Raw genomic sequence first — 22,948 nt, 5'->3', positions numbered from 1 at the left:
TAAAATTTATGTCACACGATCATCACCACGATCATGCACATAACCATGTGCATACTAATAACAAAAAAATATTGCTCATTTCGTTTATTATTATTGGTTTATTTATGATAGTAGAGGTAATTGGTGGTTATATTACAAATAGTTTAGCTCTATTATCAGATGCTGGTCATATGTTAAGTGATGCTATTTCACTATTTATAGCACTTATGGCGTTTAAATTTGGCGAACGCGTTGCAAATCATAAGAAAACTTACGGGTATCGCAGGTTTGAAATACTAGCTGCTTTAATTAATGGTGTACTTTTAATCGCCATTAGTTTATATATTTTTTACGAAGCTTTTGAAAGGTTTTTCAATCCTCCTGAAGTGGCATCAACTGGGATGCTTATAATCAGTACAATAGGTTTAATCGTGAACTTATTCATAGCTTGGTTAATGTTTAAAGGTTCTGACACGAAAGATAATTTAAATATGAGAGGCGCTTTTATACATGTACTCGGTGATTTATTAGGGTCTGTCGGTGCAATTGCAGCAGCTTTAATTATGATTATATTTGGTTGGAGATTAGCCGATCCAATCGCAAGTGTTATTGTGGCACTTCTTATTATTAAGAGTGGCTATGGGGTTACAAAATCAGCACTCAACGTTTTAATGGAAGGTACGCCGCCAAACATCGATGTTAACGAAATAACCGAAACTATTAAATCACATCCTGACATTATAGATATACATGATTTACACATCTGGTCAATAACAAGTGACTTAACAGCTCTAAGTTGTCATGCTGTTGTAGATAGTCAAAAAACTGTCTCAGAATGTGACAATATAATAGAAGAAATCAATCACAAATTAAGTCATAAATCTATTCATCATGCGACAATACAGTTAGAAACACCAAATCATCAACATGACGATTCATTATTATGTTGTATGGAAACAACTGAACATGTGCATTAAATTAAATATTATAAAGCCTTCCCTTTAAGTATCTACTTTAAAAGGAAGGCTTTTTATTTAAATAAATGATTCAAATATCAATTCTTTTCCTGGAACGTTCTTTTCTTCGAAGCCATCTAAAAATGCTTGGTTATCATATGGTACTTTAATACGTTCAACATTTATTGCACCATCTTTAACTTCAACGATACCATACACGGCATAAGCACCGTTGTTAAGACCTACTGAACCAGGGTTAAAATAAATCGTCTCAATATCATCAAAATGGTGTAACACATGATTGTGTCCAAATGTAACAAAGTCTGCATCTATACCATTAAATAAGCCATGAACATGTTCTAAAGATGGTTCAACGATTGGTTGAAACGGATCTTCACTTATATGCTTATCCATATCTTCTTCTAATATACGATAATGGGTAAAGTAAAAATTCAGCCCATCTATTTCTTTTGTGATTTCTCGGTCTAATTGATCTAAAAAAGTATAATATTTAGAATCAAGATGTTCTACTATCCATTGATGGTGTTCGTAAAATTTATTTTTAAGACTTTCAGGATACGTTTCATTATGAGCTACTGCCATAATTGCTTCATCATGATTTCCAGCAATATTGGTCATATCCTTGCGATTTGTAACAAAGTCCAATACTTCATTCGTCTTATGACCAACTCCGATATTATCACCTAAATTATAAATGTGTTCTATATCAGAACGACTATCTATATCCTTTATTACCGCTTCTAAAGCATCATAATTACCATGTATATCTGTTAAAATAGCAAATTTAACCATAATACATCTCCTTAAATCACACTATTATTGTTGATTCACTGCTCCTGTTATATCTATATTTCCAGTAACAACTTGGAATTCTTTTCCAATTGTACCATCGTTATTTAAAACAGCTTGTATAACTGAAGCAACGTCTTGGCGAGGGACTTCTCCACGTTCAACTTCTCCTGCTATTTCAACTTTTCCAGTGCCCTCATTATTAGTTAATAAGCCAGGATGTACAATTGTATAAGGTAGTTCAGATCTTCTTAAATGATCATCTGCATAATGTTTTGCGATTGTATAAGGTTTTAAATCACCTTCGAATGCTGAACGTCTTGTATCAAATGATGAAACGAGAACGAAGTGTTCAATACTAGCTCGTTTACTTGCTTCTATTGATTTCACAGCACCATCTAAATCAATAATAATTGTTTGATCAGCACCAGTGTGTCCACCAGAACCAGCAGTGAAGACAACTTTATCTGCATCTTTAATTTTTTCAGCAATATCATCAATATCGTCATACTCTAAATCAAGAGAAGCTGTTTTAGCACCTATTTCTTCAAAATAGCTAGCTTGGCTCGTTTTTCTTATTCCTGCTGTTACTTGATTACCTTCTTCTACTAAATCTTTTACAAGTAATCTACCGATTTGTCCATTTGCACCTATAACGAATATATTCATATAAAACACTCCTTATATTTTTTCATGGATAAATTGATAATTATGCAATCTATCCGATGTAATAACTCTTTTTGTTACTTCATATGGTTTCTCATAGTTCATATCTGATACAACTATATTACCATTTGAGTGTACTTCTTTTACGATTGCTACATGACCTAAATCACCATAATCTGTTTGCAGTATAGAATCTTTTGCTGGCTTACCATTCACTTTAAAGCCATCTTTTTTAGCCCTTTCCGCCCAGTGTTTAGCATCTCCCCACGAAGTTGGAATCCTTTTATCTATTTTTAAACGCTCTTCAAATACATAAAAAGTACATTGACCTTCTTGATAGAAATTACCTAGTGAACGGTCATCAGTTTTATCTTTTTGTTTAATTTGTTCTGTTCGTGATGCTATTTCTTTTTGTCGCATTTCTTTTTGAATATTATCAACATATTGGGTTACAAAGTTGAAGCCACCTTGTTGCTTGAATAAGATAAGCATCGTAATGATTATAACCCAAGTAACAATAAACATCGTGAAACGAAATAACTTCTTCATAGCTCACTCCTAAATTTAATCTACCCTCAATATATGAGTAATTTAATATGATATCAAACAAACTGCTTATTATGATAATTATATTAACTTTATCTCCCCCATATTTTTGACAATATTATGACATTTATAAAACTTTTTATGTTACGCTATTGATATAAAATAGAATACGGAGTGATCAATATGTTTGAATTTCATTTAGATTATTGGCGAAATGGTCGAGGGCTTCATTTAAAGACAGTTCTACTTTCAATATTAACGTCAATTGTTCTTGGTATCATCATGTTAGTGCCAGGTGTTATATTTTTAATAGGCGCCATTAGCATGATATCTTCTCAAGATTTCTCTGGCGAGCCTTCAGGCGGAGGTATCGTAGCTTTTTTAATATCTATGGTAATAGGTTTTATCGTTAGTTTATTATTATATGTTTTTGTCTTAATACCTATGACTTATGGGTTCTTAAAATATTATAAAGATACAGACTTAGGACGTGCGCCAAGATTTTCTGATTTGTTATTATTCTTCAAGAAAGGTAAATACGTAAAGACACTTAAACTAACTGCAATTATGTTTGTCATTTCTGTGGCATTAGCAATTGTATTATATATCGTTGTGTTTATTGTAGAATTGATATTTATCGCGATATTTGGCACTTCAGCTGCGTTTATAAACGAAAATAACTTTGGTGCTATGTCAGTATCATTCTTAATTATTATGTTACTTATGATGTTAATCATCTTTGCGCTTTACATACCAATTTATTATGTTGTCATTTTCTTAGTTAATACGGTTCTTGTACATATTGACCAACAATCACTGCCAACACTAAATAAATTATCTATAGGTTGGAACAGCACAAGTAAAGGTCCTAAAAGTGCGTGGAAATTACTATTTAGTAATGTATTATATTTCATTGTTGCTTATATCATACTCGCTATAATCGCAGTTATTACCGCGCTTATAATATCATTACTTCCTGACGTACTAAAAATATTACTTGGCATTTTCGCTTATATTTTCGCATTTGTTTATTTAATAGCTATGAGTTATATCATGTACGGAAGTGCAATGAACTTCTATCATAAAAATAAAAATGCACTATACCCACAAAATGATCAACCTGATGAATAAATGATTAATAAAAAACTGAGAATCAAACCTTTAATTTGGATGATTCTCAGTTTTTTTCATTATTTTATTAAAGAAATTAAACCGTATAAAGTCTGGTATTCATAGTCAGGTTCAACATCGATATGTTCAAACTCCGTTAAATATCTATTAATCCATGCTGTCTTATATCCAAAATTCTGGGCACCAATAATATCCCATTTATTAGAAGAAACAAATAAAATATCTTCTTTGTTTAAATCTAATTTTTCATATAAATATTTATAACTGTTTGAATCTGGCTTATAAAGTCCTATTTCTTCTAAAGCTACAATATGTTTAAATTTATCTTCTATATGTGCATGTTCTAAAACAGTTAATACCATCTCTTCATTTCCATTGCTAAATACAATCTTATCTATATTCTCTAACTGATTTAAAACTTGTTCAGTTTCAGGAAAAGCTTCTAGATTATTATATTCGTTTACACATTCAGATACATCTTCTGAATCGTAATCATATTCATTTCTATCTAATACATACTCAAGTGAGTCTTTTACTACGAGACTAAAAGGTTTATATTGATTTACTAATTGTCTTACGTGAATATATTCAATTAACTTTTGTCGCCAAGCTTTTGCGATTTTTTCTCCGTTGCCCGGAAATAACTTCTCACACTTATTTTTAACACTATCGATATCAAATAACGTTCCATATATATCAAATACTATCGCTTTAATCATAGTATCACTCCTTCAAACGAGTACTATTATTAATATATCCGAACATTATTATTTCAATCGCTCCAAATAAATTGTGCACTACTTACATCTACGTAAATTACACGGCTAAAATATGACTTCTAACCAAAGTAATTCTCCTAACCCGTTATTTTTAAACTAACAGATTAGGAGAATTACTTTTGTATGAGATTCTTATGTTTTATTCAGATAAAAATTTAAGTTTTAAAAATTCTGCTGCACCATTTTCGAGGTTAGATAATTGTGTTACTTCTTTACCTAGTAGCTTAATATGATCTGGTGCATTTTTCATTACGATAGGATTATCTACATGTTCTAACATTTGTCTGTCATTGTCACTATCACCAATAGCGTAAGTTATAGCATCTTCTTCTATTTCGAAATGCGTTAAAACTTTTTGAATAGCTGTCGCTTTATTAACGCCTTTAGGCATTGTTTCTAAATTACAAGGTGTTGAATTTGATATTGATATATTTAAAGTTTCTTTTAAAGGTTCAACTACTTTTTCCCATCTATCGATATCAGTGTGATACTTTTTGAAGAAGTAGATTTTAGAATAGGCATCATTTGGTATTTCATCTACCCAAGTGATTTTATCTTTCATTGCTTCTAATCTCGATTTCCATTCATTAATTTCTACATCTGCATCATCTGACTGCTCAAGTTCTAAAACTAATAATGCTTTATCACGATTTAAAGCTATTCTATCTTTATGATAAGGGAATAACTCATAATATATTTGGTGTTCTTCAGCTAAATCAATTAATTTATGTACTGTATCCATTTCTAACTGATATTTAAATATTTCTTCACCATCAATATAACCAACTGCTCCATTTGAAGATAAAATACCATCTACTTCAAAATCATCTGGCACAAGATAGTGTATCTCGTCATATGCGCGACCGGTTGCTAGAAAGACTTTCACACCTTTATTACGTACCTCTTTAATAATATGAGTTGTGTAATTTGTTACTCTATTATCTTCATTTAAAATCGTACCGTCCATGTCTAAAAAAACTACTTGCGTTGTCATGTATAATCCTCCAAAGTTTATTTCCATTATTATTATTTCACGGAAGATTTATTTAATCAATTTTTTAGACTTTAGATAAAATTGGACGTCCACTTTTAAAAGTTACATCTACTTCTATATTGAATAAATCACTCATAGTTTCTGAATTAACAACTGATTCAATCCCCCCTGAAGCAAATACTTGTCCTTCTTTCAGCAACAATATATGTTTGAACACTGGCAATACCTCTTCTAAATGATGCGTTACATAAATCATTGTCGGACCATTTTTATCTTGACCGATATTTCCAATTCTTTCTAATAAATCCTCTCTTGCAACAAAATCTAAGCCGTTAGTCGGTTCGTCTAAAATAAGTAACCTAGGTTCTGACATTAAAGCTCTACCAATTAACACACGTGTTTGTTCACCTTGAGATAATGTACTAAATCTTCTATTTATATATGGTGTAATACCTAGCATCGCACAAATTTCTTCAGCTTTATTTCTAATCTCATCTGTAGGATCCTCGTATACACCAATTGAAGCATACGCTCCGCTAATAACAGTTGTAAAAGCATTATCTTCTTGACGCATTTTTTTAAATAACGATTGTGAGACATAACCGATTTGCTTTCGAATATTATCCGCTGAGTAACCTGGTTTGCCTTGTTTCATATCTAATATTTCAAATTCGCCAGACGATGGCGCTGTATAAGCATTTATAATATCTAATATAGTAGATTTACCTGCTCCATTTAAACCATACAACACCCAATGATCCCCATCGTTTATTTCCCAAGAAATATCTTTTAATATGTAATTACCTTCACGTATCCAGTTGATATTTTTTAAATCAAGTAACATTTTGTCATCCCCTCAAAGTTTTCATAATATTCACTCATTGTACATGAAATTACTTTGATGTTAAAGACCAGGATTTTAACAAAACTCTCATAAAAGAAGGAGTCTAAAACATAACTAACTGTCTCAGACTCCTTGATTATAATTTTCTATTCTAATTCTAATTCTAACCGAACCATATCTTTGCACTGTATGCCATTCTCATAAATGGGCTCATCATAATATTTTATAAAGTAATCAATATCAATGGACTTCATTCTAAAGCCTGCTTGTTGATATAGCTTTAATTGCCCAATCCCTGAATTACCAGTACCAACAGTAACAGTGTGACAATCTAAGTTTTTAGCTACTTCAATAATATAATTTATTAACTGTTTACCTATACCTTGATGTTGATAATGTTTATCCACAGCTAAGTTTACAAGTTCTAATGTATTTGGCCTCGTTAATAATCCAACTATAATACCTACTGGTTGTCCTTCTTTAACAAATGCAAATACTTCTCCACGTGAAGTATAATCATTTATTGCTTTTTGATTATCATCTGCTAATGAAAGCAACTCATAATGCTTATCAGTTAACAATTTGCATGTTTGGATCATCACATTCACCTACAGTTTTTATTTAGTAGAAGTTTTTTTCCTTTTTATAAACCAAATTATAAAAATTACCGCACTTACTGCAATAACTGCGTACATAATATTTGAATAAACATCCATATAATTTACAATTTGGTGCCAATTATTCCCTACTTTTGCTCCGACTAGAACAAGTACTAAGTTCCATATTAATGTACCTAACGTCGTTAATACTAAAAACAGCCATTGATTCATACCACTCATACCGGCTGGGATAGATATTAAACTTCTAATAAGTGGAATAAACCTACAGAAAAATACTGTCCAAGGTCCATATTTATCAAACCAAGCATCAGCTTTTCTAACATCTTCTTTTGTTAATCTTAGATACTTTCCCCATTTTTCAATGATTCGTTCAAGACGTTCAACGTTGAGAATACGACCAATCCAATATAATATGACCGCTCCACCTACAGAACCAATCGTCGATGCTACGACCACACCAAATATAGATAATTCGGATTTAGTCGTCATAAACCCTCCAAAGGTTAAAATGACTTCAGATGGTATAGGTGGAAATACATTCTCAACTAATATTAATAAGGCTATACCGAAATAGCCAAACTGTTCCATTACACTTGTTATCCAACTCTCCATTAATAGACTCCTTTAAGTTGTTTTCAATAATTTATTACCGTATTACATAAAACATAAACCATAAATTCAAAAAATTAAAAATAAAACTTAAACTCCATTATATAACATTACAAGTGTGTTAGTGTCGGACTTTAGTATGAACATTTAATTAACGATTGTTATTTAAAATTTTCAGATTAATTAGAAATATTCAATAATTTACTTTATACTCTTATTATAACATTTTAAAGGAGAGTGATGAATTTGGGTTGGTATGCAACTTACTTTATAGTTTATTTCATATTTATGCTTGCAATAGCATATTATTATTTCAAAAAAATCAAAACTTATGAGGATTACTTAATCGGTGGTTGGAACACTGGGTTTTGGCAAATTACGGGGACAATTATAAGTACATTTTGTGGAGCCGCAGTATTCATCGGTTGGGTAGGACTCGGTTTTACAGTTGGGTTATCAGGTTATTGGAAATTCGCTTTTGTAGCGATTTTATTTTCATTAATATTAATCTTAGGATTTGCCAGGCCACTTAGAAGGCAAAAGCTCATTACTTTAGCAGATTTATTTACTAAAAGATTTGGTGGTAAAGCAGGAGTAGTGCCTTCCATACTATCTGCGTTTATATATTCAGTACCGACAACGGCTCTACAAATGGTCGGTATGTCTACTGTCTTTAATATTACTTTTGATATGAATGTTTCATTAGGTATATTTATATCATTTGTCGTCATCTTAATATTCACTGTAATCGGAGGATTACCAGCAACTATGTTAACTGATGCTATTCAATCAATCATCATTATTATTGGTGTCGTTATTCTTGCGGTTGTTACGGTAGTTCATGTTGGAGGACTTTCAACACTTTTTGAAAACAGTAGTTCTAAACTTTTAAGTATTTCAGGACCAGATGGTTATGGGGAAGTCTTACTTTATGCATTATCAGTCGGGCCATTTTATTTAGTATGGCAATCTATTTGGCAGAGAATCTTTGCTGCAAAAAGCGAAAATGTAGCTGTTTCAGCAAATGCCTTAGGGTTTGTAATTTCAGGTTTCATTTCTATTTTACCTTTTATTATTGGCTTAGCAGCAAGACAATTTGTTCCGCTTGATATGCACCCTGACTTAGTCTTTTCATATGTAACAGATTTATTATTATCTAGCCCACTAGGAGGACTTGTATTCTTAGGTTTATTAGCTGCTTTAATGACAGGAGCAACATCATTTATTTTACAAGGTAGCAGTAACCTGACAATTGATTTTTATCAAACATTTATTAATAAAAATGCTAGCAGCAGAAAAATGTTAGTATTTTCGAGAATTTCAGTTGCAATCATAACAATATTGGCTTGTTTATTTGCTTATACTGTAAGTGATATCGCCACTACATACCAATGGGCTTTAAGATTAACATCTACTATACTTGTCATACCATTTATTGCAGTAATGTTCTGGAAAGGTGTAACGAAAATTGGCGTTATGGTAAGTATGATAGGAACAGCAATACTTGTCTTATTATATCCTTTATTTAATTTACCTATTGATCATGCAATATTTGGATTTATAATTTCATTTATTTTATTAGTAGGCACAAGTTTACTAACTAAACACGATAAGTTAGAAACGATTCAAGCTGCTTATTTTGAAAAATTAGACAACCCGAATTTGGAGGATTATTATGAGTAACTTAATGATTAAAAACGTTAATATTATAGACATGGTTAATCCTAAACCTTATAAAAGTAATATATTAATTAAAGATGGAAAGATTAAAGAAATTAATACATCTATCAGTAATCAAAATGTTGAAACATTAGATGGTAAAGAACAATTTATTATACCTGGTTTTATTGATACACATAGTCATTTATTACTTTATGGCTTATTTAAAGAATTAGTAGATGTAAGGCCTGAAATAGTTAAAAATATTTCAGACATTAAAAAAGCATTGAAACAACAATTACCTAAAAAGGATTCAGGGGAATGGATAGTTGGTCAAGGTTACAACGAACTAGAGCTTGATGAAGAACGACATATTACGAAGCAAGAACTCGATGAAGTTTCAACTGAACACCCTATTTACTTACGTCATAGCTCTGCACATATGGGGGTTGCAAACAGTAAAGCTCTAGAAATAGCAAATATTAATGATGAAACAGAAAATCCTGAAGGTGGCTATTTTTCTAAAACGGATGGTACCTTAAACGGTTTACTTTATGAATTACCAGCAGTAGAAAAACTGTTACCTTATTTACCGAAACCATCTAAAGAAGAGATGATTGATGCGCTGAAAAATGCTGCTCAAGATTATATTGAAAAAGGTATTACAACAGCTTCAGAAGCGTCAGTTGGTCTAGCGCATGGTAAAGATGATATATCTGCTTATCATGAATATATACAATTAGAAAATGACATTAATTTAAGAATCATGATAGATTACCAGCTGCTATTAAATGATGAAAGAATCAAAGATAAAACATATCAAGAATTAAATGAACAAGTACAAAGACTTTCAAACCAAAAATGTACTTTGGATAGCGCTAAATTTTTCCAAGATGGATCAATCCAAATAAATACAGCAGCACTCACACAACCCTATAAAAATGAAAATACAAAGAGTGAGATTATTATAAAACAAGAAACATTAGAAAGTTTATATACATCGTTCGCAGAAAAAGGATTTCCATTAACAACGCATGCGAATGGCGATGCTGCTATTAAATCCATTATAAAAGCTTATTCTAAAATACAGTCTTTACCAAATTATAATCATGAAACACGAATTGAACATATTCAAACTGGCGAATATGAAGACATTGTGGCTATGAAAAACAATCAAATTTCTGGTTCATTTTTTACTAATCATATATATTATTTTGGTGATCAACATTATGAAAAATTTTTAGGTCCTAATCGGGCAAATCTAATAGATCCTGCAAGATGGGCTGAAGATTTAGGCGTGTTATATACGTTGCATTCAGACTGTCCTGTAACGCCCATCTCTCCAATAGATAATATAATGATTGCTTGTAATCGTAAAACAAAAAGCGGACGTACTTTAGGTGAAGAATTGAAATTAACACGTCTAGAATCATTAAAAGCAATGACTATAAACGGCGCAAAGCTCAACCATACCGAAAATCAAAACGGTACAATTGAGCCTAATAAAAACGCTGATTTTGTAATATTGAATCATAACCCATTAGACGAATCAATCGATCTAAATGATGATATGATTCAATATACGATTATTGGAGGAAAGGTAGTATATAAACGCTCATAGCCCATTAAATTATAAAGTGCCTATGAATCCACCATCAATATTAACTGAAGCTCCAGACACATATGAAGCAGCTGATGATGATAAGAAAGTAATCACATTGGCCGCTTCTTCTGTGTTCCCAATTCTTCCTAAAGGAATTGAACGGTCAATTTTTGAGTATTCTTCCCAAGATAACTCAGGATTTTCATTTTTCCATCTTTTTTCTAATTGTTCACTTCTTATAAGTCCTATACATACTGTATTGACTCTTATATTATATTCACCTAAATCTTTACTCATCGCTTTTGTAAGTGCCATGCCAGCAGCTCTTGATACAGAAGTCGGCAACGATGATTTAGGAGGTGTCTTGCCTAACGCTGCTGTGACATTAATGATTGAACCTTGTTCATTTTCTTTCATATAAGGGATTGCTGCTTTTGAACAATTTATGGCTCCAAATAATTTTAAATCAAGATCATCTTCCCAAAGTTCATTTTCCACTTCTTCAAACGCATGAGCTTGAGATGTACCAGCATTGTTCACTAATATATCTATCGTCCCAAACTTACCCACTGTTTCTTCTACAGCTTTTATACATTCTGACTTATCTGTTACATCAGCAACAATAATATGGACATTAGCTTTTGTGTGTTTTTGAATATAACTTTTTGCTTCTTCTAATCTATCTTTATTTCTAGCACAAATAGCTACTTTTGCTCCCTCTTTCGCCAAACATAAAGCTGATTCTAAACCGATACCTTTACTGCCTCCAGTAATTAATGCTACTTTGTTCTCTAATTTAAAATCCATCTAATACCCCTTTCTTTAGTTGTACTTATATCTCAATATACGTTAGTCTATACCTTACTGCAAAAATTCCCCCTTGTTTTCATGATAACTTTAGTTTCCTTATAAAAATGGGAGTGGACAGAAATCTCATTTTCTTAAAAAGTATTCGTAGTCCCACACTGCTTAGGATGACTAGTATTGAAAAAAGCTTTTTATAAGCTTATTTTCAGTCAAATCAGCTAATGCCAATACAAAATAAAGTCCTGGACAATTATTTATGTCCAGGACTCATATAAAATTCATTATATTTTCTTGTTATGCTTCAACATCGTATCCTTGATCTTCTATTGCTTCTTTCATCTGATCAAAGTTTACTTTGCCTTCTTCATATGCTACTTGTACATTATTTTCTTCTAAGTTTACAGTGGCATTATTTACACCATCTAATTGATTTAAAGCACCTTCTACTGATGATTTACAATGATTACAAGTCATACCTTCTACTTTAATTGTTTGTTCCATTATATACATCTCCTTATAATTTATAGTTTAACTCTTTTTAATCTTAGAGCATTAGTGACAACACTAACTGAACTTAGAGCCATTGCTGCCCCTGCTATCCACGGTGCTAATAAACCGAGGGCAGCTATAGGTATACCAGCTGTGTTATACCCAAATGCCCAGAATAAGTTTTGTTTAATATTTTTAATTGTTGCGTGACTAATCTTGATTGCTTTAGGGATTAATAATAGTTCTCCCCCTAAAATCGTTACGTCAGCTGCTTCTATCGCTACTTCAGTTCCAGTTCCTATAGCTATTCCGATATCTGCTACTACTAATGCAGGTGCATCATTTACACCATCTCCGACCATAGCTACTTTCTTACCTTTATTTTGTAAAGCTTTTATTTCGTTTGATTTTTCTTCTGGTAAGACTTCTGCTATAACTGAATCAATACCTACTTGCTTAGCAATAGCTTGGGCAGTCCTTTCATTATCACCTGTAAGCATAATTACTTCTAATCCTTCATCTTGCATCAGTTTAATCGCTTCAGGTGCAGTTTCTTTAATTGTATCAGCAACTGCTACTACGCCTTTATATTGACCATTAACTGCCATTAACATTGCAGTCTTGCCTTGATGTTCAAAGTTTGTAAGTGTTTCTTCAACTTGATTAACTGAAATTTGAGCATCAGTCATTAGTTTTCTATTACCTACTAATATTTCATTTCTATCTATAATCGCTTTTATACCGTGTCCAGGTATTGCATCAAAGCTTGATACTTCTTTTAAAGCTAAATCCTTTTCTGTTGCATATGCAACTATTGCTTCAGCTAGTGGATGTTCAGAACCTCTTTCTGCGCTTGCAAGCAATTGTAGAGTTTCATCGTCACCTGTAAAGTCAGTCACTTCTGGTTTTCCTTTTGTTATTGTTCCTGTCTTATCTAGAACAATAGCATTTAATTGGTGTGTTCTCTCTAAGTGACCGCCACCTTTAAATAAAATACCACTTTCAGCTGCTTTACCAGTACCTACCATGATAGAAGTAGGTGTTGCTAACCCTAAAGCACATGGACAAGCAATAACGAGCACTGCAATTGCAGCTACAAGTGCGCCTTCAAATTGTCCTGGGTTAACTAAAGTTATCCATATCACAAATGTTAAGATTGCTATTCCAACCACGATTGGTACGAAATAACCTGATATAACATCGGCAAGTCTTTGTATAGGAGCTTTAGACCCTTGAGCTTCTTCTACAACTTTAACGATTGATGCTAAAGCAGTATCTGAACCAACTTTTGTTGCTTTCATTTCAATTGAACCATTTTTATTAATTGTTGAACCAATTAACGCTTCATCTATTGATTTCTCTACCGGTATAGATTCACCAGTAATCATTGATTCATCAATAGAAGTATTTCCTTTTATAACTTTACCGTCTACTGGTATTTTTTCACCAGGTTTAATTCTTAAAACATCACCTACTGCAACTTCTTCTACAGGTATCATCATTTCTTTGTCTTCTCGAATAACTCTTGCTTCTTTCGCTTGTAAATTAAGAAGTGATGATAATGCATTTGTTGTTTGACTTTTTGCTCTTTGCTCTAAATATTTACCGAATAAAATAAGAGTGATTAGAACCGCGCTTGTTTCAAAGTATAAATGTGGCATGTATTCTGGATTACCAATAGTTTTAATCGCTTCGTATAAACTATAAAAATATGCCGCACTAGTACCTAATACAACAAGCACATCCATATTGGCGCCGCCGTTTCTTAAATTTTTATATGCTCCAATATAGAACTGCCATCCTATTACGAATTGAACAGGTGTAGCAAGAATAAATTGAAACCATGGATTCATAAATATACTAGGTAATTGAACATGAAATAAATGAACAAGCATTGTCATGAATAGTGGTAAGGATAAAACTGCTGAAATAATTAATTTTAATTTCATTTGTTTTATTTCTTTTTGTTTGTGTGTTTCTTTATTTTTCATTTCACTTTTTGCTTGTGCATCATATCCTAATTTTTTAATTTTATCTATGATTGCTTTAATATCCACTATTTCAGGATTATATTCTATATTAGCCTGTTCTGTAGTTAAATTAACTGTTGCTTGCTCAATGCCTTCTTGTCTATTTAATACTTTCTCGATACGACTTGAACATGCTGCACATGTCATACCAAATACATCAAGTTCTGCCTTTTCTGTTAACACGCCATATCCAAGTTTTTCAATTTTATTAGTTATATCCTTTAAATAAGATTGTTCAGGATCAAATGAAACAGATGCTTTTTCTGTTGTTAAGTTCACTTTGGCATCTACACTGTCCATTCTATTTAATACTTTCTCAATTCGACTTGAACATGCTGCACATGTCATGCCAGTGACGCCAACAGTTGTTTGTTTCTGATTTGCCACTTATACCACACCTCCTTATTTAGAAAATTGTTTAAGAACACTCATTAATTCATCTATTGTTTCTTCGCCTTCGCCTTTTTGGATAGCATCTGTAACACAATGTTTAATATGACGTTCTGTTACTGCAAACCCAACATTCTTAAGTGCAGACTGTATAGCACTAATTTGAACGAGTATATCCACACAATAACGCTCTTCTTCAACCATACTTTGAATACCTCGTACTTGCCCTTCAATACGTTTTAATCTATTTAATACTTTCTCTTTTTCTTCTTTAGTTCTTGGTGTTACAGGATGATCATGTAAAAACTCTCCCATATACTCACGTCCTTTCTTAATTAATACTATACCCCCCTAGCGTATATTTTTCAAGTTTTTTGTTTATAAAATTAAATATGATACATAATTTTCTATAAAAAAGATCTATTAGTCCAACCCCGGCAATGATTACTGGCAATATAAAAAAAGAGTCGGAGACATTGATTATGTCCCAGACTCTTTAAAAACTAAAATATATTATTCAACTGTTACTGATTTAGCTAAGTTACGTGGTTTATCTACGTCACAGCCTCTGTGAAGCGCTGCGTAATAAGAAACTAATTGTAGTACTACTACTGAAACAAGTGGTGATAATAATTCATGTACATGTGGGATTACATAAGTATCCTCATCATGTTCTAACCCTTCCATAGAAATGATACAAGGATTAGCTCCACGTGCTACTACTTCTTTTACATTACCACGGATAGATAAGTTAACTTTTGCTTGAGTAGCTAATGCAATAATTGGCGTACCTTCTTCAATTAAAGCAATTGTTCCGTGTTTCAACTCTCCTCCAGCAAATCCTTCTGCTTGAATATACGAAATTTCTTTAAGTTTTAAAGCACCTTCTAAGCCAACATAGTAGTCCATCGTACGACCAATGAAGAATGCGTTGCGAGTTGTTTCTAAGAAATCTTTAGCAATTTGTTCCATTTTAGAAGCATCATCGACGATAGCTGTAATAGCTGTCGTTACTTTTGCAAGTTCTGGTAAAATATCAACGCCTGTTTCTTTACCGTGAGCATTTGCTACAACTTGTGAAAGAATCGCTAATACTGCGATTTGAGCTGTATATGCTTTTGTAGAAGCAACAGCAATTTCAGGACCTGCATGTAAGATTAATGTATGATCCGCTTCACGAGATAAAGTAGAGCCAGGAACATTTGTAATCGTCAGTGCTTTATGACCAAGACGTTTCGCTTCAACTAATACTGCACGACTATCTGCTGTTTCACCTGATTGTGAAATAAAGATAAATAATGGTTTCTTAGATAGTAATGGCATATTGTAAACAAATTCTGAAGCTACATGTACTTCCGTAGGTACTTCAGCCCATTTTTCGATATATTCTTTACCTACTAAACCAGCATGATAACTTGTACCACAAGCTACAATGTATATTCTATCTGCTTGTGCAACATCATCGATAATTTCTTTATCGATTTTTAAGTTACCTTCATCATCTTGATAATTTTGAATAATGTTACGCATAACTGCAGGTTGTTCATGAATTTCTTTTAACATGTAATGATCGTAAGTACCTTTTTCAACATCTGATGCATCAATTTCTGCTTTATAGCTATCTCTATCGATAACATTGCCTTCTTGATCTTTAATGATTACTTTATCTTTTTTCACTATTACAATTTCATTATCTACTAACTCTTTATAAGTATCTGTGACAGCTAGCATCGCAATTGCATCTGAAGCAATAACATTGAAGCCATCTCCAACACCAACTAATAATGGTGATTTATTTTTAGCAACATAAATAGTTTCTGCATCTTGTTCATCTAATAAGCCTAATGCATAAGAACCATGTAGTAATGATAATACTTTATTAAAAGCTTCTTCAGTTGTTAAACCTTCATTTGAAAAATGTTCAATTAATTCTACAATTACTTCAGTATCAGTATCTGATTTAAATGTTACACTTTGTAAAAATTCATTTCTTAATTGTTCATAGTTCTCGATTACACCATTGTGTACTAAAGTAAAACGACCTGATGTTGATTGGTGAGGGTGCGCATTTTCGTAGTTAGGAACACCATGTGTTGCCCAACGAGTATGTCCAATCCCAATATTTCCATCAAAATCATTATCTGCAACTTTACGTAATTCAGCAATTCTACCTTTTTCTTTAAATACTTTTATTTCTTCTTCGTTACGAACAGCAATACCTGCTGAATCATAGCCTCTATATTCTAATTTTTCTAATCCTCTAAGTAATAATTCTTTTGCATTGGCTGTACCAATATATCCGACGATTCCACACATAAATTAAATTCCTCCAATTTTAAATAAGCGGTTAGACAACTTCAAAAAGTATCCAGTCGCTTTCAGTACGTTATTGACTTCATGGCTGTTTCAATGACTTTGGACATACAGTCACCCATATGCTTTAACCATTGAACTTTCGAATGAGCCACATCCGGGATAGCATCCGCCGATAATTCGATAACCATCCTCCTCGTCAACAAAAGCGAAATTATTCATTCAACATGTATCTGAATATACACGCATCTTTAGTCATAATTCCCTTTTGTTCAGGCGCTATAAGTTTCCTTATTTTGATAAACCTCACAATCCTCCTTTAGTGAACTTTCTTTATTCTACAATGAATCTCAGTATTGTGCAATTATATCACTATATATATCAACTTATTTTAGAAATTTATATTCAATGAACTTGTGATAATAATTTATAATAAAAAACGGTTGAGCCATAAAACATATGACTCAACCGCTTTTATATTCATTTAATTATTCAATTCCCATTTCTCTTTTAACAATTTCTGCAATATTATTTACATATCTTTCAGCATCTTCTTCAGTTTTAGCTTCTACCATTACACGAACTAACGGTTCTGTTCCAGATGGACGTACTAAAATACGGCCTTCTCCATTCATTTCAACTTCAACTTTTGTAATAATTTCTGCAACTTTAGTATTTTCTTCAACACCATACTTATCAGAAACTTTTACATTGACTAAACGCTGAGGATATTTTTTCATTTTACTTGCTAATTCGCTTAATGATTTACCAGTTCTTTTAACGATGCTTGCTAAATGTACACCTGTTAGTAAACCATCACCTGTTGTATTATAGTCCATTAATACGATATGGCCAGATTGCTCGCCTCCAAGACTATAAGAACCTCTTCTCATTTCTTCTACAACATATCTGTCGCCTACTTTAGTTTTGTCGGATTTTATACCTACTTCTTCTAAAGCTTTATAAAAACCTAAATTACTCATTACTGTTGATACAACCATATTATCTTTTAATTCACCTTGTTCAGCCATATCTTGCGCTAAAATGAACATAATTTGGTCACCGTCTACTATTTGACCTTTTTCATCAACCGCTATAATTCTGTCTCCATCACCATCAAATGCTAAACCAAAATCTGCTTCGTACTCTACAACTGCATTAGATAGTTCTTCAGGATGTGTAGATCCAACATTTAAATTAATATTATAGCCATCCGGTTTACAACCAATTGTCTCACTAGAGGCTTCTAAATCTCCGAATAAATAAGGAGCTAGAGAATATGTAGCACCGTGCGCGCCATCTAATACAATTTTAAGCCCTTCTAAGTCTCCATCGACTGTTGACTTAATATAGCTCATATATTTTTGAGCGCCTTCGAAATAATCAGATATATGATTTAATTCCTTACCTGTAGGTCTTGGTAAATTATCTTCAGTTGAATCTAATAATTTTTCTATTTCTAATTCTTCATCATCAGTCAGCTTGAAACCATCTGGTCCGAAGAATTTAATACCATTATCAGCTACTGGATTATGAGAAGCACTAATCATAACACCTAAATCTGCTTCTACTTCTTTAGTTAAATAAGCTACACCTGGTGTTGAAATGACACCTAATCTCATAACTTCTGCTCCTATTGATGATAGACCAGCAATTAAAGCAGATTCTAACATTTCTCCTGATACTCGTGTATCTCTACCTACTAATACTTTCGGGTTTTCGCTATTATGCTTTTTGGCTAAAACATATCCACCAAATCTACCTAATTTAAAAGCAATTTCAGGAGTTAATTCAGAATTCGCTACTCCCCTTACACCATCAGTACCAAAATATTTGCCCATTTGTAATTCTCCTTTTATTTCCATTAGTTTTTAGAAGTTTTTATTTTTGCTTCGACTTTGTTGAATTCGGCTTCGTCTATATCATCAGGTAAATTTAAATCTACCTTTTTCGTTGTATCATTATCGATATCCGATACATCTACTGGCACATCTATTGAACTAATACCATCTAATACATTACGTGAACCGTATATTTTAACTTCTGATTTATCTAAACTTATATCGTCAATATTTGTGTTTTTTGAAGCAGATCCTTTTGTGACAGGATTTAAACTTACTGTTTTACTCGATCTCGCAACTTTAATGTTTACATTAACAGTATCAGGTCTAATTTGAACATCTAATTTGTTCAAGTTACTATCTAATACGCTAATGCCTGCTTTCTCAGTTGTATCATCAGTAAGCTGTTTATTTTCATCTAATGTTGCCTTTACATATGCGATTTTATTTAATTCTTCTTGACCACCAGTAATCGTTATTTGTGATGGATTAACTGTTTCACCTAATAATTCATAACCGGAAGCGATTCTATTTTGATTGATTTCAGCTTCGATTGGGAATTTCTTAGATACTTTTTCTTGTAAAGAAACAGTTGTGGTTTTCGGAATAACTTGATAATTCAAATCTTTGTTTAATCCTTTTACTTTAAAGCTTTCTTTATATTCTCCTACTGATTTATTCTTTAGATTAAGTTCCACCTTAAAATTAAGTAATTTTTCTGTTTTTAAGATTGTAGATTGTGGTCCTGAAACTTTAACATCTACTGTCTTAGGTGCACCTGATAAGTATAATTCTTTAGAATTGTAAACTGTTTCAACAGGAACATCCTCTATAACATGATCAGAATTTTTTAACGTTGTTTCGTTAAATAAACTACCAAATACATTATTAACAGATAAGAACATGACTAAAGCTAGTACTAATGCGACAAAACGTAATCCCCATTTAGATTCTAGCATCTACTTCACATCCTTTCTGCTTTGAACAGAACCAAACCAATGCTCAACTAGTAATTCCCTAAAAGTATCACTAGATATTTCTTTTCTTAATTTACCATCAAATGAAACAGAAATCGACCCCGTTTCTTCAGATACAACTACTGTAAATGCATCTGAAACTTCAGAGATACCTACCGCCGCTCTATGTCTTGTACCTAAACTTTTAGATATTTTTTGACTATCTGATAATGGTAAGTAACTTGCAGCTGTAGCAATCTTTTGTTCTCTAATAATCATAGCCCCATCATGTAATGGTGTATTAGGAATGAATATATTAGTGAGTAGCTCTTGAGTAATATCAGCGTTAATAGGAATGCCCGTCTCTATGTAATCCTGCAAACCTGTTTCTTTCTCAAAGACTATGAGTGCACCTATACGTCTCTTAGCCATGTATTGAACAGCTTTATCGATACTATCAGTTAGACGTTCTTGTTCAGCAGAGGTCGTTACGTTTACGCGTTTAAACAAGCTACCTCTACCTAACTGTTCTAGAGCTCTTCTAAACTCTGGTTGGAATATAACAATAATCGCTAAAAATCCCCATTGTAATACGAAGTCAAATAATAGCGTTGTTGTTGTTAAATTTAAAAAATCACTTACTGTTCTACCAATTATGATGAAAAATATACCTTTTAATAATTGTATCGCTTTTGTACCTTTCACTACTGTAATAATTAAGTACAATACATACCATACAATAATCAAATCAAGTATACCTGTTATAACTTTTATGGCACTTAAATCGCCAAAAATGTCAGGTAACTGCATAGTATCTCCTCCGTATTTCGTTAACCTATTATTTATTATATCAATTTTTCAGTTATATTGTTAATTTAAATAAAAAAGAAGTCTCTATAATTAGAGACTTCTTTATTTATAATGATTTTATTCATAATTGTCAATTATAATAGTTTTTCACCAAAAAATGAACCCATTAATCCAATCGCTAATCTAGCTGTTTTATTATATTCATCAATAAGTGGGTTTACTTCTACTAAGTCAGCAGAAACAATCAATTTAGATTCATGCAACATTTCCATCGCAAGATGACTTTCTCTATATGTAACTCCACCAGGTACAATAGTTCCTGTTCCTGGTGTTTCAACAGGATCTAAAGCATCAACGTCTAGCGATAAGTGAATACCATCCGTTTTATCTTTTAGATATTCTATCGTTTCTGAAATGACTTGTCCCATACCTAACCTATCAATATCAGCCATAGTATATGTTAAAATACCTGCTTCTTTTATGTACTTTTTCTCGCCTTCATCTAAATCTCTCATACCTATTAATACGACATTTTCAGGTTTAACTTTATTTTTATATCCACCAATGTTTGTCAGTGCTTCATCACCTTCACCTATCAATGCTCTTAATGGCATACCGTGTATATTTCCGCTAGGAGAAGACTCTAACGTATTTAAATCACCGTGTGCATCGTACCAAATCACGCCTAAATTTTCATAGTGTTTACTAATACCAGCTATAGAGCCTATTGATAAAGAATGATCTCCACCTAGTATGAGTGGAAAGTGACCTTTTTCAACGGTTTCATTCACAGATTCGTATAAATTATTTGAAAAAGCAATTACTTCCTCTAAATTACGAAGACCTTTTTGTTCACTTTTATATTTCTTCATGTCTAGAACTGGTGATTGAACATTACCTTTATCAATTACTTCATGTCCAATATCTTCTATTCTCTCTATTAAACCAGCATATCTTAATGCATCCGGTCCAAAGTTAACTCCTAATTTACGTTGACCAAAGGCAGTGGGTGCACCAATAATTTCAATACGTTTACTCATATTTTAAATCCCCCTTAATTGTCATTACTATTATATTCTAGTATATGTAAGCACTTACATCAAGGTATATAAGGGTTTATGGATATTATTAATATATTACAAATATTTATTCATATATGTATATAGAAACGCCTTTGTAACAATATCCTAATACATATACATGTATATGCAAAAACGCTTAAAAACAAAAAAGACATTAGTGAAATCACTAATGTCTTCAATATGAGCCATAGAGGATTCGAACCTCTGACCCTCTGATTAAAAGTCAGATGCTCTACCAACTGAGCTAATGGCTCTAATGGCTGGGCTAGCTGGATTCGAACCAGCGGGTGACGGAGTCAAAGTCCGTTGCCTTACCGCTTGGCTATAGCCCAACAATGGTGGAGGGGGGCAGATTCGAACTGCCGAACCCGAAGGAGCGGATTTACAGTCCGCCGCGTTTAGCCACTTCGCTACCCCTCCAGCTTATTTAGTTATTAGAAATGGTGGAGAATGACGGGTTCGAACCGCCGACCCTCTGCTTGTAAGGCAGATGCTCTCCCAGCTGAGCTAATTCTCCATATAAAAATGACCCCTACGGGACTCGAACCCGTGTTACCGCCGTGAAAGGGCGGTGTCTTAACCGCTTGACCAAGGGGCCATGGCTCCACAGGTAGGATTCGAACCTACGACCGATCGGTTAACAGCCGATAGCTCTACCACTGAGCTACTGTGGAATAATACTAATAATTTGCCCGGCAACGTCCTACTCTCGCGGAACGTAAGTCCAACTACCATCGGCGCTAAAGAGCTTAACTTCTGTGTTCGGCATGGGAACAGGTGTGACCTCTTTGCTATCGTCACCAGACAAAGTACTTGCTTGAGACAATTGATAAACAATTGCTCTTCTCATTGTTATGAGAATGTATTGCACATTCAAAACTAGATAGTAAGCAGATTTTACGGCTCAAAAACCGATTTTAAAAATTTGATTAAGTCTTCGATCGATTAGTATTCGTCAGCTACACACATTACTGCGCTTACACCCCGAACCTATTAACCTCATCATCTTTGAGGGATCTTATAACCGAAGTTGG

The 22,948-nt window shown here is 32.8% G+C and carries 21 protein-coding genes, 6 tRNA genes and 2 rRNA genes; 4 read left to right on the top strand and 25 right to left on the bottom strand.

What is annotated here, in order from left to right:
• The first annotated feature begins 8 nt into the window (after positions 1-8).
• Positions 9-956, top strand: a complete 948-nt coding sequence (locus tag ACO6VN_RS12505) for a cation diffusion facilitator family transporter (protein ID WP_064205086.1) — start codon at positions 9-11, stop codon at positions 954-956.
• A 57-nt stretch (positions 957-1,013) separates the two neighbouring features.
• Here ACO6VN_RS12505 and ACO6VN_RS12500 read toward each other — a convergent pair whose 3' ends face one another.
• From ACO6VN_RS12500 to ACO6VN_RS12490, 3 genes are read right to left on the bottom strand one after another with little or no spacing between them, the layout of a single operon-like run.
• Positions 1,014-1,748, bottom strand: a complete 735-nt coding sequence (locus tag ACO6VN_RS12500) for a metallophosphoesterase family protein (protein ID WP_216683868.1) — start codon at positions 1,746-1,748, stop codon at positions 1,014-1,016.
• 24 nt (positions 1,749-1,772) lie between these two features.
• Positions 1,773-2,414 carry an SDR family oxidoreductase gene (locus ACO6VN_RS12495; RefSeq protein ID WP_194201443.1) on the bottom strand — a complete coding sequence of 214 codons (642 nt, stop codon included), beginning with the start codon at positions 2,412-2,414 and terminating at the stop codon, positions 1,773-1,775.
• A 12-nt stretch (positions 2,415-2,426) separates the two neighbouring features.
• Positions 2,427-2,960: a CHAP domain-containing protein gene (locus ACO6VN_RS12490; RefSeq protein WP_194201442.1), complete on the bottom strand. Its 534-nt coding sequence runs from the start codon at positions 2,958-2,960 to the stop codon at positions 2,427-2,429.
• A 180-nt stretch (positions 2,961-3,140) separates the two neighbouring features.
• Here ACO6VN_RS12490 and ACO6VN_RS12485 point away from each other — a divergent pair, with 180 nt between their 5' ends.
• The gene (locus tag ACO6VN_RS12485; RefSeq protein WP_422404757.1) at positions 3,141-4,088 is read left to right on the top strand and encodes a hypothetical protein; all 948 of its coding nucleotides are present in this window, start codon (positions 3,141-3,143) and stop codon (positions 4,086-4,088) included.
• Positions 4,089-4,147: 59 nt separating this feature from the next.
• Here ACO6VN_RS12485 and ACO6VN_RS12480 read toward each other — a convergent pair whose 3' ends face one another.
• The 5 genes from ACO6VN_RS12480 to ACO6VN_RS12460 form a co-directional block, all read right to left on the bottom strand.
• Positions 4,148-4,807 (bottom strand): haloacid dehalogenase type II, encoded by a 660-nt coding sequence (locus ACO6VN_RS12480; protein WP_194201441.1) that lies wholly within the window; start codon positions 4,805-4,807, stop codon positions 4,148-4,150.
• Positions 4,808-5,006: 199 nt separating this feature from the next.
• Positions 5,007-5,861, bottom strand: a complete 855-nt coding sequence (locus ACO6VN_RS12475; protein WP_194201440.1) for an HAD family hydrolase — start codon at positions 5,859-5,861, stop codon at positions 5,007-5,009.
• A 64-nt stretch (positions 5,862-5,925) separates the two neighbouring features.
• On the bottom strand, positions 5,926-6,705 hold the full coding sequence (locus ACO6VN_RS12470) for an ABC transporter ATP-binding protein (protein WP_147640843.1): 780 nt from the start codon (positions 6,703-6,705) through the stop codon (positions 5,926-5,928).
• A 146-nt stretch (positions 6,706-6,851) separates the two neighbouring features.
• Positions 6,852-7,304 (bottom strand): GNAT family N-acetyltransferase, encoded by a 453-nt coding sequence (locus tag ACO6VN_RS12465; RefSeq protein WP_194201438.1) that lies wholly within the window; start codon positions 7,302-7,304, stop codon positions 6,852-6,854.
• Positions 7,305-7,322: 18 nt separating this feature from the next.
• On the bottom strand, positions 7,323-7,937 hold the full coding sequence (locus tag ACO6VN_RS12460; protein WP_135022354.1) for a DedA family protein: 615 nt from the start codon (positions 7,935-7,937) through the stop codon (positions 7,323-7,325).
• A 243-nt stretch (positions 7,938-8,180) separates the two neighbouring features.
• Between ACO6VN_RS12460 and ACO6VN_RS12455 the strand changes: the two genes are divergently transcribed.
• Both ACO6VN_RS12455 and ACO6VN_RS12450 read left to right on the top strand, forming a co-directional pair.
• The gene (locus ACO6VN_RS12455) at positions 8,181-9,617 is read left to right on the top strand and encodes a sodium:solute symporter family protein (protein ID WP_016998497.1); all 1,437 of its coding nucleotides are present in this window, start codon (positions 8,181-8,183) and stop codon (positions 9,615-9,617) included.
• The gene (locus ACO6VN_RS12450) at positions 9,610-11,214 is read left to right on the top strand and encodes an amidohydrolase (RefSeq protein ID WP_216683866.1); all 1,605 of its coding nucleotides are present in this window, start codon (positions 9,610-9,612) and stop codon (positions 11,212-11,214) included. The genes ACO6VN_RS12455 and ACO6VN_RS12450 overlap by 8 nt, the downstream gene beginning before the upstream one ends.
• A gap of 9 nt (positions 11,215-11,223) precedes the next feature.
• Here ACO6VN_RS12450 and ACO6VN_RS12445 read toward each other — a convergent pair whose 3' ends face one another.
• The 17 genes from ACO6VN_RS12445 to ACO6VN_RS12365 all read right to left on the bottom strand — a co-directional run.
• Positions 11,224-12,003 carry an SDR family NAD(P)-dependent oxidoreductase gene (locus ACO6VN_RS12445; RefSeq protein WP_135022352.1) on the bottom strand — a complete coding sequence of 260 codons (780 nt, stop codon included), beginning with the start codon at positions 12,001-12,003 and terminating at the stop codon, positions 11,224-11,226.
• Between the two features lie 294 nt (positions 12,004-12,297).
• Positions 12,298-12,504 (bottom strand): copper chaperone CopZ, encoded by a 207-nt coding sequence (gene copZ, locus ACO6VN_RS12440; RefSeq protein WP_194201436.1) that lies wholly within the window; start codon positions 12,502-12,504, stop codon positions 12,298-12,300.
• A gap of 20 nt (positions 12,505-12,524) precedes the next feature.
• The gene (locus ACO6VN_RS12435) at positions 12,525-14,909 is read right to left on the bottom strand and encodes a heavy metal translocating P-type ATPase (RefSeq protein ID WP_422404756.1); all 2,385 of its coding nucleotides are present in this window, start codon (positions 14,907-14,909) and stop codon (positions 12,525-12,527) included.
• A 15-nt stretch (positions 14,910-14,924) separates the two neighbouring features.
• The gene (locus ACO6VN_RS12430; RefSeq protein WP_194201434.1) at positions 14,925-15,227 is read right to left on the bottom strand and encodes a metal-sensing transcriptional repressor; all 303 of its coding nucleotides are present in this window, start codon (positions 15,225-15,227) and stop codon (positions 14,925-14,927) included.
• Between the two features lie 198 nt (positions 15,228-15,425).
• Positions 15,426-17,228 carry a glutamine--fructose-6-phosphate transaminase (isomerizing) gene (gene glmS / locus ACO6VN_RS12425; RefSeq protein ID WP_194201433.1) on the bottom strand — a complete coding sequence of 601 codons (1,803 nt, stop codon included), beginning with the start codon at positions 17,226-17,228 and terminating at the stop codon, positions 15,426-15,428.
• Positions 17,229-17,713: 485 nt separating this feature from the next.
• A complete protein-coding gene (glmM, locus tag ACO6VN_RS12420) occupies positions 17,714-19,066 on the bottom strand; it encodes a phosphoglucosamine mutase (RefSeq protein ID WP_422404755.1) in 1,353 nt (450 codons plus the stop codon).
• Between the two features lie 23 nt (positions 19,067-19,089).
• Positions 19,090-20,025 carry a CdaR family protein gene (locus tag ACO6VN_RS12415; protein WP_016998505.1) on the bottom strand — a complete coding sequence of 312 codons (936 nt, stop codon included), beginning with the start codon at positions 20,023-20,025 and terminating at the stop codon, positions 19,090-19,092.
• Positions 20,026-20,832 (bottom strand): diadenylate cyclase CdaA, encoded by an 807-nt coding sequence (gene cdaA, locus ACO6VN_RS12410; protein ID WP_016998506.1) that lies wholly within the window; start codon positions 20,830-20,832, stop codon positions 20,026-20,028.
• A gap of 134 nt (positions 20,833-20,966) precedes the next feature.
• Entirely contained in the window at positions 20,967-21,872 is a 906-nt protein-coding gene (gene rocF / locus ACO6VN_RS12405) for an arginase (RefSeq protein WP_194201432.1), read from the bottom strand.
• Between the two features lie 223 nt (positions 21,873-22,095).
• Positions 22,096-22,168: transfer RNA gene (locus ACO6VN_RS12400), tRNA-Lys, on the bottom strand.
• A 3-nt stretch (positions 22,169-22,171) separates the two neighbouring features.
• Positions 22,172-22,246: transfer RNA gene (locus tag ACO6VN_RS12395), tRNA-Gln, on the bottom strand.
• Between the two features lie 4 nt (positions 22,247-22,250).
• Positions 22,251-22,334: transfer RNA gene (locus ACO6VN_RS12390), tRNA-Tyr, on the bottom strand.
• A gap of 21 nt (positions 22,335-22,355) precedes the next feature.
• Positions 22,356-22,431, bottom strand: a tRNA-Val gene (locus ACO6VN_RS12385).
• A 9-nt stretch (positions 22,432-22,440) separates the two neighbouring features.
• Positions 22,441-22,512: transfer RNA gene (locus ACO6VN_RS12380), tRNA-Glu, on the bottom strand.
• Between the two features lies 1 nt (position 22,513).
• Positions 22,514-22,588 (bottom strand) — tRNA-Asn (locus ACO6VN_RS12375).
• A 16-nt stretch (positions 22,589-22,604) separates the two neighbouring features.
• Positions 22,605-22,719, bottom strand: a 5S ribosomal RNA gene (gene rrf / locus ACO6VN_RS12370).
• Between the two features lie 120 nt (positions 22,720-22,839).
• Positions 22,840-22,948 (bottom strand): 23S ribosomal RNA (locus tag ACO6VN_RS12365); the annotation flags it as partial.

The organism is Mammaliicoccus sp. JADD-157 (assembly GCF_049310805.1).
GTDB classification, from domain to species: Bacteria; Bacillota; Bacilli; order Staphylococcales; family Staphylococcaceae; genus Mammaliicoccus; species Mammaliicoccus lentus.
This window is presented reverse-complemented; position numbering and strand designations above follow the sequence as displayed.

Excerpts from the sequence above, each read along its gene's own strand:
- ACO6VN_RS12505 (WP_064205086.1), top strand. The coding sequence starts at position 9 with ATGTCACACGATCATCACCACGATCATGCACATAACCATGTGCATACT.
- ACO6VN_RS12500 (WP_216683868.1), bottom strand. The coding sequence starts at position 1,748 with ATGGTTAAATTTGCTATTTTAACAGATATACATGGTAATTATGATGCT.
- ACO6VN_RS12495 (WP_194201443.1), bottom strand. The coding sequence starts at position 2,414 with ATGAATATATTCGTTATAGGTGCAAATGGACAAATCGGTAGATTACTT.
- ACO6VN_RS12490 (WP_194201442.1), bottom strand. The coding sequence starts at position 2,960 with ATGAAGAAGTTATTTCGTTTCACGATGTTTATTGTTACTTGGGTTATA.
- ACO6VN_RS12485 (WP_422404757.1), top strand. The coding sequence starts at position 3,141 with ATGTTTGAATTTCATTTAGATTATTGGCGAAATGGTCGAGGGCTTCAT.
- ACO6VN_RS12480 (WP_194201441.1), bottom strand. The coding sequence starts at position 4,807 with ATGATTAAAGCGATAGTATTTGATATATATGGAACGTTATTTGATATC.
- ACO6VN_RS12475 (WP_194201440.1), bottom strand. The coding sequence starts at position 5,861 with ATGACAACGCAAGTAGTTTTTTTAGACATGGACGGTACGATTTTAAAT.
- ACO6VN_RS12470 (WP_147640843.1), bottom strand. The coding sequence starts at position 6,705 with ATGTTACTTGATTTAAAAAATATCAACTGGATACGTGAAGGTAATTAC.
- ACO6VN_RS12465 (WP_194201438.1), bottom strand. The coding sequence starts at position 7,304 with ATGATCCAAACATGCAAATTGTTAACTGATAAGCATTATGAGTTGCTT.
- ACO6VN_RS12460 (WP_135022354.1), bottom strand. The coding sequence starts at position 7,937 with ATGGAGAGTTGGATAACAAGTGTAATGGAACAGTTTGGCTATTTCGGT.
- ACO6VN_RS12450 (WP_216683866.1), top strand. The coding sequence starts at position 9,610 with ATGAGTAACTTAATGATTAAAAACGTTAATATTATAGACATGGTTAAT.
- ACO6VN_RS12445 (WP_135022352.1), bottom strand. The coding sequence starts at position 12,003 with ATGGATTTTAAATTAGAGAACAAAGTAGCATTAATTACTGGAGGCAGT.
- copZ (WP_194201436.1), bottom strand. The coding sequence starts at position 12,504 with ATGGAACAAACAATTAAAGTAGAAGGTATGACTTGTAATCATTGTAAA.
- ACO6VN_RS12430 (WP_194201434.1), bottom strand. The coding sequence starts at position 15,227 with ATGGGAGAGTTTTTACATGATCATCCTGTAACACCAAGAACTAAAGAA.
- glmS (WP_194201433.1), bottom strand. The coding sequence starts at position 17,228 with ATGTGTGGAATCGTCGGATATATTGGTACAGCCAATGCAAAAGAATTA.
- glmM (WP_422404755.1), bottom strand. The coding sequence starts at position 19,066 with ATGGGCAAATATTTTGGTACTGATGGTGTAAGGGGAGTAGCGAATTCT.
- ACO6VN_RS12415 (WP_016998505.1), bottom strand. The coding sequence starts at position 20,025 with ATGCTAGAATCTAAATGGGGATTACGTTTTGTCGCATTAGTACTAGCT.
- cdaA (WP_016998506.1), bottom strand. The coding sequence starts at position 20,832 with ATGCAGTTACCTGACATTTTTGGCGATTTAAGTGCCATAAAAGTTATA.
- rocF (WP_194201432.1), bottom strand. The coding sequence starts at position 21,872 with ATGAGTAAACGTATTGAAATTATTGGTGCACCCACTGCCTTTGGTCAA.